Annotated in this window: 20 protein-coding genes and 1 tRNA gene; 9 read left to right on the top strand and 12 right to left on the bottom strand. The window is 64.1% G+C overall.

The window, feature by feature from the left end; all coding sequences use genetic code 11:
• The 3 genes from BLP76_RS15875 to BLP76_RS15865 form a co-directional block, all read right to left on the bottom strand.
• Positions 1–810, bottom strand: a complete 810-nt coding sequence (locus BLP76_RS15875) for a CbbQ/NirQ/NorQ/GpvN family protein (RefSeq protein WP_092815615.1) — start codon at positions 808–810, stop codon at positions 1–3.
• 79 nt (positions 811–889) lie between these two features.
• Positions 890–2,236, bottom strand: a complete 1,347-nt coding sequence (locus BLP76_RS15870; RefSeq protein ID WP_092815611.1) for a cbb3-type cytochrome c oxidase subunit I — start codon at positions 2,234–2,236, stop codon at positions 890–892.
• 13 nt (positions 2,237–2,249) lie between these two features.
• A complete protein-coding gene (locus tag BLP76_RS15865; RefSeq protein ID WP_092815608.1) occupies positions 2,250–2,702 on the bottom strand; it encodes a c-type cytochrome in 453 nt (150 codons plus the stop codon).
• A gap of 242 nt (positions 2,703–2,944) precedes the next feature.
• Here BLP76_RS15865 and BLP76_RS15860 point away from each other — a divergent pair, with 242 nt between their 5' ends.
• The 7 genes from BLP76_RS15860 (at position 2,945) to BLP76_RS15830 (ending at position 7,339) form a co-directional block, all read left to right on the top strand.
• On the top strand, positions 2,945–3,526 hold the full coding sequence (locus BLP76_RS15860; protein WP_092815605.1) for a cytochrome c oxidase subunit 3 family protein: 582 nt from the start codon (positions 2,945–2,947) through the stop codon (positions 3,524–3,526).
• A gap of 5 nt (positions 3,527–3,531) precedes the next feature.
• Positions 3,532–3,795 (top strand): cytochrome C oxidase subunit IV family protein, encoded by a 264-nt coding sequence (locus tag BLP76_RS15855; protein WP_139163761.1) that lies wholly within the window; start codon positions 3,532–3,534, stop codon positions 3,793–3,795.
• Positions 3,796–4,070: 275 nt separating this feature from the next.
• Positions 4,071–5,105 carry a methionine ABC transporter ATP-binding protein gene (locus BLP76_RS15850; protein WP_420867636.1) on the top strand — a complete coding sequence of 345 codons (1,035 nt, stop codon included), beginning with the start codon at positions 4,071–4,073 and terminating at the stop codon, positions 5,103–5,105.
• Positions 5,095–5,760 (top strand): methionine ABC transporter permease, encoded by a 666-nt coding sequence (locus BLP76_RS15845; RefSeq protein ID WP_092815597.1) that lies wholly within the window; start codon positions 5,095–5,097, stop codon positions 5,758–5,760. Before BLP76_RS15850 ends, BLP76_RS15845 begins: the two co-directional genes overlap by 11 nt.
• A gap of 40 nt (positions 5,761–5,800) precedes the next feature.
• Positions 5,801–6,577, top strand: a complete 777-nt coding sequence (locus BLP76_RS15840; protein WP_092815922.1) for a MetQ/NlpA family ABC transporter substrate-binding protein — start codon at positions 5,801–5,803, stop codon at positions 6,575–6,577.
• A gap of 172 nt (positions 6,578–6,749) precedes the next feature.
• Complete coding sequence (locus tag BLP76_RS15835) at positions 6,750–7,019, top strand: DUF1858 domain-containing protein (RefSeq protein WP_092815594.1); 270 nt, start codon at positions 6,750–6,752, stop codon at positions 7,017–7,019.
• A 5-nt stretch (positions 7,020–7,024) separates the two neighbouring features.
• Entirely contained in the window at positions 7,025–7,339 is a 315-nt protein-coding gene (locus BLP76_RS15830; RefSeq protein ID WP_092815591.1) for a DUF6522 family protein, read from the top strand.
• Positions 7,340–7,361: 22 nt separating this feature from the next.
• Here BLP76_RS15830 and BLP76_RS15825 read toward each other — a convergent pair whose 3' ends face one another.
• Positions 7,362–8,063, bottom strand: coding sequence for a Crp/Fnr family transcriptional regulator (locus BLP76_RS15825; RefSeq protein ID WP_092815588.1), 702 nt, complete (start codon positions 8,061–8,063; stop codon positions 7,362–7,364).
• 149 nt (positions 8,064–8,212) lie between these two features.
• A tRNA-Leu gene (locus BLP76_RS15820) sits at positions 8,213–8,299 on the bottom strand.
• Positions 8,300–8,559: 260 nt separating this feature from the next.
• On the opposite strand from BLP76_RS15820, the gene BLP76_RS15815 reads away from it, so the two are divergent.
• Together BLP76_RS15815 and BLP76_RS15810 are read left to right on the top strand one after the other, a co-directional pair.
• Positions 8,560–9,153 (top strand): YqaA family protein, encoded by a 594-nt coding sequence (locus BLP76_RS15815; RefSeq protein WP_092815585.1) that lies wholly within the window; start codon positions 8,560–8,562, stop codon positions 9,151–9,153.
• Positions 9,153–9,665 (top strand): disulfide bond formation protein B, encoded by a 513-nt coding sequence (locus tag BLP76_RS15810; RefSeq protein WP_092815582.1) that lies wholly within the window; start codon positions 9,153–9,155, stop codon positions 9,663–9,665. The genes BLP76_RS15815 and BLP76_RS15810 overlap by 1 nt, the downstream gene beginning before the upstream one ends.
• 28 nt (positions 9,666–9,693) lie before the next feature.
• Here the strand turns inward: BLP76_RS15810 and BLP76_RS15805 are convergent, their stop codons facing one another.
• The 7 genes from BLP76_RS15805 to glmM all read right to left on the bottom strand — a co-directional run bounded on the left by BLP76_RS15805 (position 9,694) and on the right by glmM (position 16,012).
• Positions 9,694–10,251, bottom strand: coding sequence for an HNH endonuclease (locus BLP76_RS15805; RefSeq protein ID WP_092815579.1), 558 nt, complete (start codon positions 10,249–10,251; stop codon positions 9,694–9,696).
• Between the two features lie 155 nt (positions 10,252–10,406).
• Positions 10,407–11,069 (bottom strand): alpha/beta hydrolase, encoded by a 663-nt coding sequence (locus tag BLP76_RS15800; RefSeq protein WP_092815576.1) that lies wholly within the window; start codon positions 11,067–11,069, stop codon positions 10,407–10,409.
• Positions 11,069–11,716 carry a DNA-3-methyladenine glycosylase family protein gene (locus BLP76_RS15795; RefSeq protein ID WP_092815573.1) on the bottom strand — a complete coding sequence of 216 codons (648 nt, stop codon included), beginning with the start codon at positions 11,714–11,716 and terminating at the stop codon, positions 11,069–11,071. The genes BLP76_RS15800 and BLP76_RS15795 overlap by 1 nt, the downstream gene beginning before the upstream one ends.
• A complete protein-coding gene (locus BLP76_RS15790) occupies positions 11,713–12,615 on the bottom strand; it encodes a lytic transglycosylase domain-containing protein (RefSeq protein WP_092815570.1) in 903 nt (300 codons plus the stop codon). Before BLP76_RS15790 ends, BLP76_RS15795 begins: the two co-directional genes overlap by 4 nt.
• Before the next feature lie 80 nt (positions 12,616–12,695).
• Positions 12,696–13,295, bottom strand: coding sequence for a cytidine/deoxycytidylate deaminase family protein (locus BLP76_RS15785; protein WP_092815919.1), 600 nt, complete (start codon positions 13,293–13,295; stop codon positions 12,696–12,698).
• Positions 13,285–14,565, bottom strand: coding sequence for a flavodoxin-dependent (E)-4-hydroxy-3-methylbut-2-enyl-diphosphate synthase (gene ispG / locus BLP76_RS15780; RefSeq protein ID WP_092815916.1), 1,281 nt, complete (start codon positions 14,563–14,565; stop codon positions 13,285–13,287). Before ispG ends, BLP76_RS15785 begins: the two co-directional genes overlap by 11 nt.
• 106 nt (positions 14,566–14,671) lie before the next feature.
• The gene (gene glmM / locus BLP76_RS15775) at positions 14,672–16,012 is read right to left on the bottom strand and encodes a phosphoglucosamine mutase (RefSeq protein ID WP_092815568.1); all 1,341 of its coding nucleotides are present in this window, start codon (positions 16,010–16,012) and stop codon (positions 14,672–14,674) included.
• Between the last annotated feature and the right edge of the window lie 62 nt (positions 16,013–16,074).

Below are 16,074 nucleotides of genomic sequence, written 5' to 3'. Positions count from 1 at the left end.
TCAGCCGAGCGCGATCTCGGCGATGCGGACAAGTGCCCTCATCACCTCGGGATCGTCGGTCAGGGGCTGCAAAAGTGCCGCCTCGATCGCGATTTCGGGCTTGATGCCGCTCGCAATCAGGCTGGCGCAATGGATGACGAGACGCGTCGAGGCGCCTTCCTCGATGTCCTGGCCCGTGAGCTCGCGCAGCGCATTGGCGACCCGCACGAGCGGCACGCAGCGATCGCGCGGCAGGCCGCTTTCGCTGGCGACGATGCGCGCCTCTTCCTCAGGTGCGGGAAAGCCGAACTCGAGCGCAATGAAGCGCTGGCGCGTGCTCGGCTTCAGAGATTTCAGGACGTTCTGGTAGCCGGGATTGTACGACACGACGAGCATGAATTCCGGCGGGGCCGCAATCAGCTCGCCGGTGCGTTCAAGCGGCAGGAGACGCCGGTCGTCGGTGACGGGATGCAGGACGACGGTCACGTCCTTGCGGGCCTCCACCACCTCGTCGAGGTAGACGATCGCGCCTTCGCGCACCGCCCGCGTCAGCGGCCCGTCGACCCAGACCGTCTCGCCACCTTTAAGGAGATAGCGTCCGGTGAGATCGGCGGACGTCAGGTCGTCGTGGCAGGAGACGGTGTAGAGCTTCCGCCCGAGCTTTTCGGCCATATGCGCGACGAAGCGGGTCTTTCCGCAGCCGGTCGGCCCTTTCAAGAGCACCGGCAGCTGGTTGCGATAGGCGTGTTCGAACAGGAGGCATTCGGAGCCCGAGGGCGAGTAGAAGGGAAGCTCCGGCTCGGAGAAGGCTGTGTTGATCAGCGCGGACATGGTGGCTCCGGAGAGTTTCTTGAGATTTCGGCAGCTCGGGAAGAGACGCCGGGCGGGGTCCCGCCCGGCGCTGGTCAATCTATTCGGCGGGCTGCAAGACCGCAGTCTGGCTGGCTCGGCGCTCACGCACGGGGCCGAAAATCGAATAGAGGTAGAGAAGCGCGGCCACGACCACGAGGGCGCCGGAGCCGAGGCGGATCCAGTAGAACATGGCGAGCTGGTCCTGCACCTCCATGTAGCTCTCGCCCATCACGCGCTGCAGCTGGATCTGCACGATGCCCGCGAAGGTGAGCGCGAAGGTCATCACCGTCATCGCCGTCGTCATGATCCAGAAGGAGAGGATGTTGAGCGACTGGTTGTAGGGCTTGTGGCCGCGCAGATAGGGCATCGCATAGGTGATGAGCGCTAGGTTCAGCATCACATAAGCGCCGAAGAAGGCGAGATGGCCGTGGGCTGCGGTGAGCTGCGTGCCGTGACTGTAATAGTTCACGAAAGACAGGGTGTGCAGGAAGCCCCACACGCCCGCGCCGAAGAAGGCGCCCACCGTGCAGCCGAGAGACCACAACATCGCGGCCTTGTTCGGATGATCGCGCCGGCCGCGCCAGGCCATCGAGAAGGCGAAGATCACCATGGCGAAGAAGGGCGCGACTTCGAGCGCGGAGAAGATCGAGCCGACCCACTGCCAGTAGCCCGGCGCACCGATCCAGTAGTAATGGTGGCCGGTGCCCAGGAGCCCCGAAAACAGCGCCAGCCCAACGATCGAATAGAGCCATTTCTCGATCACTTCGCGATCGACGCCGGTCATCTTGATCATCAGGAAGGCGAGGACGGAGGCCATCACCAATTCCCACACGCCTTCGACCCACAGATGGACGATGTACCACCAATAGACCTTGTCGAGAGAGATGTTGGTGGGCTCGTAGAAGGCGAACAGCCAGAAGACGGCGATGCCCCAGAGACCCAGAAGCAGGACGTTGGTGACCGCCGTCTTGCGCCCGCGCAGCACCGTCATCGAAATATTGTAGAGGAAGATCACCGCGACGACGGCGATCGCCACCTTGATCCACAACGGCTGTTCCAGGAACTCGCGGCCCTCATGGATGCCGACCGTGTAGCCGGCGACGGCCGACAGCGCCCCGAACATCAAGAGACCGAGCTGCACATAGGCGAGGAACGGGCTTTCGATATCCCGCTCCGCCTCTTCCGGCACCAGATAATAGGCGCAGCCGAAGAAGCCCATCAAAAGCCAGACGATCAGCGCATTGGTGTGGATCATCCGGATGATGTTGAACGGCAGCAATTCTGACAGAAAATTCGGCAGGACATAGACGGTCCCCGCCAGCGCGCCGGCGAGAAGCTGGACTGCGAACAGGCTCATGGCGCCGGCGAAGTACCAGTACGCCACTCTTTGCGATGCGTATTTCATGGGCTTTGTTCCTTCAGCCGGCGTCGTTCGGCGGCCAGTCCTGCGTGTCGATGCGGCTGGTCCATTCCAGGAAGTCGATGAGATCGTTCAGTTCTTTTTCGCTGAGATCGAAGTGCGGCATCTGCCGGCGGCCCTCGATGCCGGTCGGCATGGAGCGGATCCAGGCTTTGAGGCCTTCGCGTGCGATCTCCGGATCGTCGCGCCCGCCATAACGCACCCAGACATTGCCGAGCTCGGGCGCGAAATAGGCGCCTTCGCCGAGCAGCGTGTGGCAGTCGATGCAGGCGTTCTTTTCCCACACCCTTTTGCCGTGCGCGACGGAGGGCGTGAGCGTCGCCGTGTCGGTCGATTGGGTCACGATGTGCCAGTGGCTCTCGGCCGTCAGGCCGACGAAGGCGACGAAAAAGAAGATCGACCCGCCATAGAAAATGTTGCGGGCCGCGGATTTGGTGAAGCGCTCGCTCATCGCGCGTGGCTCCGGTGACAGGCAGGCATGGCGTTCCTCTTGCTGCAGGCACTCGTGTCGATGGACAGACGACTTACGCAGCCACGCCGTGGCGCTCTTTGCAGAAACGCAAACTTTGGAAGCGACAGGCGCTTCATGCTCGCGATGGCGCCTTCTGCGCAGGCCACGAGCTTGTGTTTGCGCAAAGTCGCGGGCGCTTTCCCTTGCTACCCGGCCTCCCGGAACATCACAGGGCTTCGGCGATGACAGATGCGGCGGTGGCGGATACGGCAGAGGAAATCGAGGAAGGCTGGGGCCCGCTCGACGGCCTGCCCGGCAACCCGATGATGTGGATCCTGATCCTGGGCGAGATGCTGGTCTTTGCCATTCTCCTTGCCGGGTTCAGCATCGCGAGAGCGCTTCATCCGGCCGAGTTCGCCGCCTCGCAGGCGCATCTCGACCCACTCCTCGCCGGCCTCGCCACGATCGCGCTCGTCACCAGCGGCTGGCTTGCGGCTCGTGCGCTTCATTCTGTCCGACGCGGCGGCACCGGCCGCCCGCAGCTTGCCGCGGCGATGTTGATCGGCAGCAGCTTCCTGGTCCTCAAAGGCATCGAATACGGGCGCGAATTCGCCTCCGGCATCGGCATCGAAACCGACACCTTCTTCACGCTCTACTTTTTAATCACGGGCTTCCACGCGCTCCACGTGGTGATGGGCATCATCGTGCTCGCCATCGTCGCGTGGCGGAACAATGCGGAGAACATCGAGACCGGGACCGCGTTCTGGCACATGGTGGATCTCGTCTGGATCCTCATCTTCCCGACCCTTTATCTGCTGCGGTGATCGAGATGCGGGGCATCGATCTGGCATGGTTCGCGCTCGTCGCACTGACGCTCTTGTCGCTTGGCACCAGCGGCGTCGCCGGCGCCTTGTCCCCAGCCCTCATCCTGGCCGTTGCCGCCGCCAAGGCGATAACCGTCTTGCGCTGGTTCCTGGAGATCGGAGAGGCCTCCCGAGGCTGGAGGCTTCTTCTCGACGTCTATGTCGTCGCCATCTGCGCCACCATCGCCGGCATCTTCGTGATCGCCGGGCAATTTGCTGCGGCGGGATGAAGCCCCGACGCACGGGCCTCAAAATTCTCGGCTCTGCGGCAAGTTTTTCGAAAGGCTGGTTCCGCTCGTGAAAAGCCATTCCTTGTGCGAGCGGCCTTTCGCGCACAAAAGGTGCGGGCGCTGCGGCCGAGGCCGCTTCCTTAACCGGCCGCTGCGCTGCTAAGAGCCGAGACCTTATGCTTCAGCTTTCTCCACATTCAGACAAAAGCGCGCCAGGCGGGTCCCCCAATGGCCCCCAAAGCGGCCACCAAAGCGGCCAGACCGATGACGATGCCATCGTGCGCTTCGCCTCGGCCGGCAAGCGTTTCGCGGCACCGGACGGCGGCGCCGAATTCGTCGCCCTCGAAGACATCGATCTTGCCGTCTCCGAAGGCAGCATCACCGGCATTATCGGGCGCTCCGGCGCCGGCAAATCGACGCTCATCCGCATGGTCAACGGCCTGGAGCGGCCGAGCTCCGGCCGTGTCGTCGTCGATGGCATCGACGTGGCGGCGATGGACGAGCGCAAGATGCGCACGCTGCGGCGCTCCGTCGGCATGATCTTCCAGCACTTCAACCTGCTGTCGTCGCGGACGGCCTATGCCAACGTGGCGCTGCCCCTCGAAATCGCGGGTGTATCCAAGGCCGAGATCGCCAAGCGCGTGACCCCGCTTCTCGACCTCGTGGGCATCGCCGACAAGCGCGACCGCTACCCGGCCGAAATGTCGGGCGGGCAGAAACAGCGCGTCGGCATCGCCCGTGCGCTTGCCACCAACCCAAAGGTTCTCCTGTCGGACGAGGCGACGAGCGCCCTCGATCCGGAGACGACTCGATCGGTTCTGGCACTCCTGAAGCAGGTCAACCGCGAGCTCGGCCTCACCGTCCTCCTCATCACCCATGAGATGCAGGTGGTCCGCGAGATCGCCGACCATGTCGCCGTTCTCGACCGCGGCCGCATCGTGGAGAAGGGCGACACCTATTCCGTCTTCGCCCGGCCGCAGCATCCGGTCACGCGCACCTTCCTGGAAGGCGTAACGGGCGTGCGCCTGCCGGCTTTCGTGACGGAAAAGATGACGAGCGAACCGGAGCCGGGCGCCGAGGCGGTCGTCAAGATCGTCTTCACCGGCCCGACCGCAACCGACCCGATCCTCGCCGAAATCGGCAAGACGCTCGCAACCGACGTCAACATTCTGGCCGGCGCTGTCGACGAAATCGCCGGCAAGCCTTACGGCACGCTCGTCGTCGCACTCGACCAGGCGGCGCTCGCCCCCGCGCAGGCGCTCATCGAAGAGCGCGGCCTGACCTCGGAGGTCCTCGGCTATGTCCGCTAACATGTTCTGGCTGCTTTGGTCGGCGACGCTCGACACGCTCTTCATGGTGGCCGTCTCCGCTCTCATCGGCGTCGCCATCGGCGCCCCGCTCGGCATCTTTCTCGCCACCAGCCGCAAGGGCGAGCTCTTCGCCGCGCCGATCCTGAACCGCATCCTCGGCGCCATCGTCAACGCCCTGCGCTCCACCCCCTTCATCATTCTGGTCGTGGCGATCATCCCGTTCACGCGGCTTCTGACGGGAACCTCGATCGGCACCACCGCGGCCATTGTGCCCCTGACGGTGGCGACCTTCCCGTTCGTGGCGCGCTTGATCGAATCCTCCATCCGCGAGGTCGATCCGGGCCTGATCGAGGCGGCGCGTGCCATGGGCGCGAGCCCGCTGCAGATCGTTCTCAAAGTGCTGGTGCCGGAAGCGCGGCCCTCCATCACCCTTGGGCTCACCCTCACCGTCGTCAGCCTCATCGGCTATTCGGCCATGGTCGGCGCCGTCGGTGGCGGCGGCCTCGGCGATCTCGGCATCCGCTACGGCTATCAGCGCTTCATGCCTGAGATGATGCTGGCGGTGGTGGTTGTCCTCATCGTCCTCGTTCAGGCCGTGCAATCGACGGGCGACAAACTCGCCCGCCATTTCGACAAGCGCAGCCGCAGCAACTGAGCTTCAAAGACCCCTCAAAACGGAAAGTATCGTCATGGCTTTGAAAACACTCCTCCTCGCTGGTTCGCTGGCCCTCGGCCTCACCGTTCCCGCCTTTGCCGAAACCATCACCGTTGGCGTGACGCCCGGCGAGCAGGGCGAGATCATGGAAAAGGTCCAGGAAATCGCCGCCAAAGACGGCCTCGACATCAAGGTCCTGGAATTCTCCGACTACGTCGTCCCGAACCAGGCGCTGGCCGACGGCGAACTCGACGCCAACGCCTTCCAGCATCAGCCCTATCTCGATGCCCAGATCGCCGATCGCGGCTTCGACATCGTCGCCGTGGCGCCGACGATCAACACGCCCATGGGCGTCTATTCCAACAAGGTGGAAAAGATCGACGACCTTCCGGAAGGTGCGAAGGTCGCCATCCCGAACGATCCGACCAATGGCGGCCGCGCGCTCCTCCTCCTCCAGGATGCCGGCCTCATCACGCTTGATCCGGACGCCGGCTTGAAGGCGACGCCGCTCGACGTCACCGACAACCCGAAGAACATCGACATCATCGAGCTCGACGCGGCGCAGCTCCCGCGCTCCCTGCCGGATGTCGATGCCGCCGCGATCAACACCAATTATGCGCTGGAAGCCGGCCTCGACCCGCGCGCCGATGCCGTCGCCAAGGAATCGGCGAAATCACCTTATGTGAACGTCATCGCCGTGCGCAGCGAAGACAAGGACGCCGAATGGGTGAAGCGCTTCGTCAAAGCCTATCACGACGAAGCGATCCGCGACTTCATCAACGAGCGCTTCAACGGCGCCGTCATCGCCTCCTGGTGAGGCTGAGCCGTCACCTCTGAAAATCGCCGCCGCGGCCACTCGAGCGCCGCGTCGGCAACTTTCTGCGGCCTTGGCGACGCGGGCCAACGACCCGCCGCCGAGATTGTCGCCCGACAAAGAAGAACGGCCAGGCTCGGGCGTAGGATCCTTTCAATTCGAGAGGAGATCCCCCATGCCCGCACCGCCCTTGTCGTGGACCTTCGCCGACATGGCCGTCGACGAATTCCTCACCCGCTACAAAAACGCCATCCCGGTCTTCATGCGCCGCCGCCTCTTGTGCATCGGCTGCCCCTTCGGCCACATACATTCCGTGCGCGACGCCTGCACCGAGCACCAAATAGAGCCGGAACCGCTTCTGCGCGAGCTTGCGGACCTCGTGACGCCGCATGAGCGCCCGGAGCATCGGACCGGGCCGTCCGCGCCGCGAAAGGAGGAGCCTTGAATCCTATGCCCACGAGCAATCCCGCCGAGACCGGCAAGCCGATCACGCGCACCGGTCAAGGCTTCGACATCGATGCCGGCCTCCTCGCCGATGCCTTCGCCCTCGACGCGGAGGAGGTGCGAACACTGATGCGCCGGGGCGAAATCAAGAGCCGGCTCGAGCGCGGCCAGGACCGCGACGCCGGTACCTTTCGCCTCGTCTTCTTCCATAACGACCGGCGCGCGACCTTCGTGGTCGACGACGAGGGACATCTCCTTCGCCGGACCTGCTTCACGCTCACCGATCTCATGGCAGCCCAGAGCCCCGGATCGCCTCAATAGCGCAGGCGGGTTTCGGTCGCGGTTATTCGGCCCCCTCGGCGATGACGACGAGGGCATGCGGATCGCAGACGACGATCTTCTTTCGGCCGCTCGAGACGAGGCCCCTCGCCTCCCACGCGCTCAGGAGCCGGCTCACCGTGTGCAGCGTCGTGCCGGTCATTTCCGCCACGTCCTGGCGGGTGATCGGAAAATCGATCAAAACCCCTTCCTCGGTCTTGCGGCCCGCCTGCTTGACGAGGCGCAAAAGCGCATGCGCGACGCGTCGCTCCACCTCTTCGGTGGAGAGTTCGCGGATGCGCGTATGGGCGTCCTGCAGCCTTTGCCCGACCGTCGCCAGCGCATTGACGGCAAGCGCCGGACAACGCGCCACGAGCATGTCCCACTGGCCCATCGGCCAGGCGAGCGCCAGGCTGTCGGCGACCGCCGTTGCCGTCCCGGGATAATCCGGCCGGCGGATCGCCTTGGCGATGCCGAAAATATCGCCCGGATTGACGTGCCGCACGACGATCTGCTGCCCGTCGGGCGTCGATTGCGTCACCTTGAGGCGCCCATGCAAGAGGGCAAAAAACTCTCCAGCCGGATCGCCTTGATTGAAGACCGCGGTGTTGATCGGAATCCGCCGCGTCGTCGCCGAGGCGAGGACCGCTTCGAGATCTTCGTCTGAGAGCGAGGCAAAAACGCCGAGATCTTTCACCAGCGAGCGGTCGAGATGTGGGGCGGGCATTCTTCCTCCGGCATCGGCGCACACGGCACAGGCATCGCCAGCGCGTATCGCGAGCTTGGTTCTCCTGTCAAAAGTCGTGCCGCGCCAGATGGTTCACGCCCCCCTGCACGAGGCGGCGCAACAAAGCTCTGAAGATCGCAGAGAGAGGATGGTGCGGGCGGTCGGAATCGAACCGACACTCTGTCACCAGAACTGGATTTTGAGTCCAGCGCGTCTACCAGTTCCGCCACGCCCGCAGGGGTTCCGGCCGGCCCGCGAGGGGCATCCGGAAATCCGCGCAGATGCTTAGGCGTTGCCGGCCGTCAGCGCAAGATGCTGTGCGCCAGGATTTCCTCAAGATGCGCAAAGAAATCTCACCCGCAGAGGAGACGGAGCCGCAGCCCTGATCCCATGAAGCGGGAGCCCGCGTCCGGCGCCGCCATCCGAATAAGTTTGGGCTTGAGCCCGCAGCGACGGAAGGCGATAAGCCCTCATCACTCCCCGACCGGTCAAGCTCATGCTTCGCGCCCTCTACGATTGGACGATGAACCTCGCCGCGAGCCGCCATGCGACGGCCGCGCTTTCCGGTGTCTCCTTCGTCGAGAGTTCGGTGTTTCCGATCCCGCCGGACGCGCTCCTCATCCCGATGATCCTCGCCGACCGGTCCAAGGCCTGGTATTACGCGACCGTCGCGACCCTCGCCTCCGTCATCGGTGGCCTCTTCGGCTATCTCATCGGCGCCTTTCTCTATCAGGCCGTCGCCGCCCCCATTCTCGCCTTTTACGGCTACGGCGACGCCTTCGAGGCATTTGCCGCCAAATACAACGAATGGGGCGCCTGGGCCGTGTTGATCGCCGGTGTCACGCCCTTTCCCTACAAAGTGATCACCATCGCCTCGGGCGCCACACATTTGTCGCTCGTCGTCTTCATGGTGGCGAGCGTCATCGCCCGCGGCATCCGCTTCTTCGCGGTCGCCGGGCTCCTTTATGCCTTCGGGCCGCCGATCAGAACCTTCATCGAAAAGCGGCTCGGTCTCGTCTTCACCGTCTTCCTGCTGCTCTTGGTGGGAGGCTTCATCCTCATCAAATATATCCTGCCGGGCTCACATTGATGGCTGCAACCGATCGCACCTTGCGCATTCTGGCCCTCCTCCTCTTTCTGGCGGCCGGCGCCACCATTCTGACCGCACTCGGCTTTGAACATATCGGTGGCTATCAGCCCTGCGCCCTCTGCCTGCGCGAGCGCCTGCCCTATTACGTCGCTCTGCCGATCACGCTCGTGACGGTGTTGGCCGTCTGGCGGGGCGCGCCCCGTGGTCTCCTCGCGGCCCTCTTCGGCGCTCTCGGCGTCATCTGGGCCGTCAGTTTCGGGCTTGGCGTGCACCATGCCGGCGTCGAATATCACTGGTGGAAGGGGCCGGACACTTGCGTGCAGACGGGCGGTCCGGGCGATGCCGCGTCGATGTTCAATTCCCTGCAAGGCGGCGTCTCGGGGCCGAGCTGCGACGAGGCGCTGTGGCACCTCTTCGGCCTCTCCTTCGCCGGCTGGAATGCGGTGGCGTCGCTGTTTCTCGTCGTGCTGACGATCTACGCCCTTTACAGGACGCTGGCCGCGCGGCGCTGAGACGGTATGGAGCCAACGCCGAAGCGGCTTACGGCTCCAGCTCCGTATCCCAGTAGAGATAATCCATCCAGCTCTCGTGCAGATAGTTCGGCGGGAAGAGCCGGCCGTTGCGATGCAGATCGTAGGTCGTCGGCTCGAACGGCATATGCCGCGGCCAGATCTTGATCTCGTCGCAGCTCTTGTTGCTCTTCTTCAGATTGCACGGCGCGCAGGCGGTGATGACGTTGGTCCAGGTCGTCTGGCCGCCCTTCGAACGCGGGATCACATGGTCGAAGGTGAGATCGTCTTCCGAGCCGCAATAGGCGCATTCGAAGCGGTCGCGGAGAAAGACGTTGAAACGTGTGAAGGCGGGATTTCTGGAGGGTTTGATGTAGGTCTTCAAGGATACGACGGAAGGAAGCTTCATGGAGAAGCTCGGACTTCGGATCTGAAAGTCGTATTCGGAGACGATATTCACTCGGTCGAGAAACACCGCCTTGATGGCGTCCTGCCACGACCAGAGCGACAAAGGATAATAGCTGAGCGGCCGATAATCGGCGTTCAGGACGAGTGCGGGATGCGCGTTAGGCGAGACGTGTATCGTCATGGCGCTGCGCTAATGCCATCGAAGTCAACGGCCTCCTCTTAGTCGCGCGCATAGTCTATACGCTCTGTGACACGCTTGTGAAGCTCATCTGTCACGTCGGCGAATAACGATCGCACAAGCGCCGCGAGGAGGCAGCGCTTGCGTCTTGGAGGAGCTCAGGCCGCTCCGAGCACCCGCTGCAGGAACTGCTGCGCCAGGCTGAGCCCATCCGGCCCGATGCCGTGGCCGATCCCCTGGCTGATATGCCATTCGACGGGGACCTTGGCTTCCGTCAGCCCCTCATTCGCCATGAAGAGCGCCTGCACGGGGATGAGCTGATCGCTATCGCCATGCACGAGAAGCACGGGCGGCTTCTGCGCCTCGGGCGCGGCGATTGCCGCCTTGTCGGCGAGAAGGCCCGAGAAACCCACGATGCCGGCTAGCTTTTTCGGCCGCAGCGGCCCGACATGGAGCGCCATCATCGTGCCCTGCGAAAAGCCGACGAGCGCCGTTTTCGTCTCGTCGACGCCGGCCCGCTGCATTTCCTGATCGAGGAAATGGTCGAGCGAGGGCGCCGCCCCTGCCACACCGAGCTTATAGACTTCCGGGTCCTGGCGGGTGAGGTCGAACCATTGCCGGCCCATCGGCGCGGCCGCGCACGGCTCGGGCGCATGCGGGGCGACGAAGGCGGTATCGGGCAGAGCCCGCGCCCATTCGCGACCGATCGCGATGAGGTCGTTGCCGTCCGCGCCGAAGCCATGAAGGAAGACGACGAGACTTTTTGCCGCGCCTCCGGAAGCTGGGGCGATTCGCGGTCCGTCGAGAAGGGTTAAAGGCATCAGGAATCTCCGAGAGGTATCACGTCTCTTTTGGCAGTGACGGCGTAATAGCGCCAGAACAGGCGGGCGGCGACGCCGCGCCACGGCGACCAGGCTTCCGCGATCCCCCGCAGTTCTTTCTCCGAGGGTCTCTCCGCCGCCGCAAAGGCGTGGCGCACGGCATTTTGCAACGCAATGTCGCCGGCTGGGAAGATGTCCCGATGGCCGCAGCAGAAGAGCAGATAGACCTCCGCCGTCCAGCGCCCGACGCCGTGAAGCGCCGTCATTTTTACGATCGCCTCCTCCGCCGGCAGGTCTTCCAGCCCCTCGAAACGGAAATCGGCGACGCAGCTTTCGGCAAGCCGACGCAGCGTGCGGACCTTCGGCCGCGACAGGCCGCAAAGTCGCAACTCCTCCTCATCGGCGGCGAGAACACTCTGCGGCCCGACCTCCTGAAGCTTGTCGGAGAGCCGCTTCCAGATGCTGTCGGCCGCCGCCTTGGAGACCTGCTGTGCCACGATGATCGAGGCGAGCCCTTCATAGCCGCCTTGATGGCGGCGCAGCGGCACGTCGCCGGCAAGCGCCACCACCGGCACCAGCCGTTCGTCGATGCGTGTGAGTTGGGCGAGGCCTTCGGCGATATCCTTAAGGCTGTCGATGCGGCTCAATTCTTCATCACCACGCAGGCCCCTCCCTTGGCACGCAGCCGATCGCAAATCCGGCTCGCCTCCGCTTTGCTGTCGGCTCCGAGCCGGACGGCATAGATCGAAGCGCGACCGCGTGCCGGCGTCTTCGCCCGCACGACCATAGGCGGCTCGTCGCCGAAGAGCGAAGCGTAGCGGCCCTTCAGCCTTTGAAATTGCGACAGAGCCGCAGCCTGCGAAAAGCTGCCGGCGACCTGCGCGCCCCACGGCTTCCAGTCGCCGGAGGCAATGGCCATGCGCGGGCTCGTACGCGCCGCGGGCAGCTTCCGGCACGCTTCCAGGAACGAAAGGTCCGGATCGAGGCTGAGATCGCCGAGCTTCGCCGCCCTTTCCCTCCAGCGCTCCGCCGGCTCGCCTGTGATGGAGAGAACGAAATTCTGCGTCTCGAAGGGAAGACCGCTCTCGCCGGCAAGCCAGCGTCTCACGCGGTTGGGCCCGGCATTGTAGGCGGCCGCCGCCAATCCCCAATTGCCGAAGAGGCTCCAGTTTTCGCGCAGATACGAAGCCGAATGATAGAGCGCCGGGGCGATATCGAAGGAATCGGCAAGGCCCCGCGCACGTGCCGTCGCCGGCATGAACTGGGCGATGCCTTCCGCGCCCTTCGGACTGACGGCACCGGCGTCAAACCGGCTTTCCTTGAAAATGAGCCGGGCGAAATAAGCGGCATCGAGCCCGAAACGCTTGGCCTGCAATTCGATCGACGCGCAGATCGCCTCCGGCTCGGCAGCGACCTTTTCGAAGGGGGGCGGCACCTTCGCCGGCGGCCCGATGCCGACGACGGCACCTTCCTCCCACGCGATTGCCCGCGACGCCGAAAGCGCCACGATCGCGAAAGCCAGAAATGTCCTGCCGAAAGGCCGCATCGCCCCGAAATTTCTCCAACCGGATCCGGGCGGAAATTTGGGCCATCTTCCGATGTGCGCAAGGGCGCCGGGGATCTTCCTCAGGAAAGCGCGATGCCCGAGCCCGACTTCTCCGCCTGATAGGCGCCCGACAGCCGCTGATAGGCGTCCTTGATCGTCGCGACCCGCTCAGCAAAGGCGACCTGCGCATCGTCGGACGAGGCGTCGATCAGCTCGACGAGCGCCGTCGCGGTCCAGAAGGCATTCGCGCCCCGATAAGCCCCGTCCTTGATCCCGAAGACTTCCTTGAGGATCGCAAGATCGTGCGGGATCGCAAAGGCGTCGCGCGTCACCTCATAGGGAAAGAGATAGGTGAAATTGTCGAAGCCCGCCCAGGTGATCGCCGAAAGACACAGCGAACAGGGCTCGTGCGTGGCGAGAAACAGGCAATCGGCCGAGGCCGGACGTCTCGCATCCGGCAAGCGGTAGAAGGCGTTGAGGGCTGCGACTTCGCCGTGAAAGAGCGGGTTCGTCCGCTCCTGGTTCGAAGCGGCGACGACCAGAGAAAGATCGGACTTCTTCAGGATCGCCGCACCGAACACTTTGTTGCCGGCGGCGACCCCCGCCTCCGTCAACGGCAGGATATCGGTCGCAATGACCTCAAGAAAACGATCCGCGAGGCGTTCCGCCTCAGGCCGCATCGTCCTGCCGGGAGGCACCGCCATAGCGGCGCGCGACATAATCTTCGACGAGTGCGGTGAAATCTTCCGCAAGCTTCGGCCCGCGCAAGGTCGTCGCCTTCTCGCCGTCGATGAAGACCGGCGCGGCCGGCTGTTCGCCCGTGCCCGGAAGCGAGATGCCGATATCGGCGTGCTTCGATTCTCCCGGACCGTTGACGACGCAGCCCATCACGGCGACCGACATCGCCTCGACGCCCGGATAAGTCTCTTTCCAGGTCGGCATACGCGCAGCGATATGGTTCTGGATGTCGCGCGCCAGCTCCTGGAAGAGCGACGAGGTCGTGCGCCCGCATCCGGGGCACGCCGAGACGATCGGCAGGAATTGGCGGAAGCCCATGCTCTGCAGGAGCTCCTGGCACGCCTTCACCTCGAGCGAGCGGTCGCCGCCCGGCTCCGGCGTCAGCGAATAACGGATGGTGTCGCCGATGCCTTCCTGCAGCAGAATGCCCATGGCGGCCGAGGAGGCGATCAGGCCCTTGGAGCTCATGCCCGCTTCCGTCAGGCCGAGATGCAGGGCGTAATCGCAGCGTTGCGCCAGCATGCGGTAGACGGTGATGAGCTGCTGAACGTCGGAGACTTTCGCCGACAGAATGATCTTGTCGCGCGGCATGCCGATCTCTTCGGCACGTGCAGCAGACAGAAGCGCGGAACGCACCATCGCCTCGCGCATCACCGCGGTGGCGGAGATCGGATGCGCCTGGCGGCCGTTCTCGTCCATGAGGAGCGTCAGAAGCTCCTGGTCGAGCGACCCCCAATTGACGCCGATCCGCACCGGCTTGTCGTAGCGCAGCGCCGTCTCGATGATGGCGTCGAACTGGCTCACGCGCTTCTTGCGGAAGCCGACATTGCCCGGATTGATGCGATATTTGTCGAGCGCCTCGGCGCAGCCCGGATATTCAGCCAGAAGCTTGTGACCGATATAATGGAAGTCGCCGATCAAAGGCACGTCGATGCCGGCCGCGCGCACCTTGTCGCGAATATGCGGCACGGCGGCGGCCGCCTCCTCGCGATCGACCGTGACCCGCACCAATTCGGAGCCGGCCCTGGCCAGCGCCATCACCTGTGCAACGGTCGATTCGATATCGGCCGTATCGGTGTTGGTCATGGATTGGACGGCGATCGGATGATCGCTTCCGACCATCACGCCACCGACGTTGACGGCAACCGACTGGCGCCGCTGAGCGGGGCCTGCGGGCAGCGCGAAATCGCTGAGGCTCGGACGTTCTTGCATGGGCGAACTCGTGGCGAAATCGGTCTTGGAAGTCAACGTCGTTTGCGTCGCGCCGTCCTTGTGTCGCAAGCCATAAGAGAATGGCAGCTTTGCAGGAATTGCGTGCTCAGGCCGCAGTCTGCAACACGGAGACGATATCGTCGACGACGGAATTGACGACATCGCGGTCGTCACCCTCGCCCATCACCCGGATCACGGGCTCCGTGCCGGAGGGGCGAATGACGAGACGCCCGGAATTTCCAAGCTTCGTCTGCGCCGCGATAATCAGTTTCTGCACCTGCTCCTGCTCCAAGGGCAGATTGCCCTTGTAGCGGATATTCTTCTTCACCTGAGGCACGGGATCGAAGCGGTGGCAGACTTCGCTGACCGGCTTCGCCTCCTTGCAGACGACGGCAAGCACCTGCAGTGCGGCCACGAGACCGTCGCCCGTCGTCGTATAATCCGACAGGATGATATGGCCGGATTGCTCGCCGCCGACATTGAAGCCGTGCTGGCGCATATATTCGGAGACATAGCGGTCGCCGACGGGCGTGCGCGCCAGCGACAGGCCGAGCCCGCCGAGGAAGCGCTCAAGACCGAGATTGGACATGATGGTGGCGACGATACCGTTCCCGGCGAGCCGTTCCTCGGCCTGCCAGTAGGACGCCACGACGGCCATCAATTGATCGCCATCGACCTCGTTGCCCTTTTCATCGACGATGACGACGCGGTCGGCGTCGCCGTCGAGCGCAATGCCGAGATCGGCGCGCACCTCATGCACTTTGCGCGCAAGCGCCGCCGGCGAGGTGGAGCCGACATCGCGGTTGATGTTGAAGCCGTCCGGCTCGATGCCGATCGGGATCACTTCCGCACCGAGCTCCCACAAAACGTTCGGGGCGGATTTGTAGGCGGCACCGTTGGCGCAGTCGATGACGACCCGCAGCCCGTCGAAGTCTAGGTGGCGCGGCAGGGTGCGCTTGGCAAATTCGATGTAACGGTCGACGACACCATCGACACGCTTGGCACGGCCGAGCTCGCGCGGCCCGGCAAGCCGGCGCGACAGGTCGGATTCGACAAGCTCTTCGATCGCCGCTTCGACCTCGTCGGAGAGCTTGAAGCCTTCCGGCCCGAAAATCTTGATGCCGTTGTCGTCGAACGGATTGTGAGAAGCGGAAATCATGACGCCGTAATCGGCGCGCATGGAGCGCGTCAGCATGGCAACCGCGGGCGTCGGGATCGGCCCGAGCAGAAACACGTCGACACCGACGGAGGTGAAGCCGGCGACCAGCGCATTCTCCAGCATATAGCCGGACAGCCTCGTATCCTTGCCGATGACAACGCGTTGGCGATGGCCGTTGCGGTAATAGAGGCCGATCGCCTGCGCCACCTTCATGGCGATCTCCGGCGTCATCGGGAAGGCGTTCGCCGTGCCGCGGATGCCGTCGGTTCCGAAATAGCTTCGTGTCATGCTTGCCTGCGCCCTCTCCTGCGCTGCGCGGTTGCTCGCGCTCCGGCTCGTTCGGTCTGCAC

Source organism: Afifella marina DSM 2698, from assembly GCF_900102695.1.
Taxonomy (GTDB): Bacteria; Pseudomonadota; Alphaproteobacteria; order Rhizobiales; family Afifellaceae; genus Afifella; species Afifella marina.
Note: the sequence above shows the minus strand (reverse complement) of the source record. Positions and strands in the feature narration are given on the sequence as shown.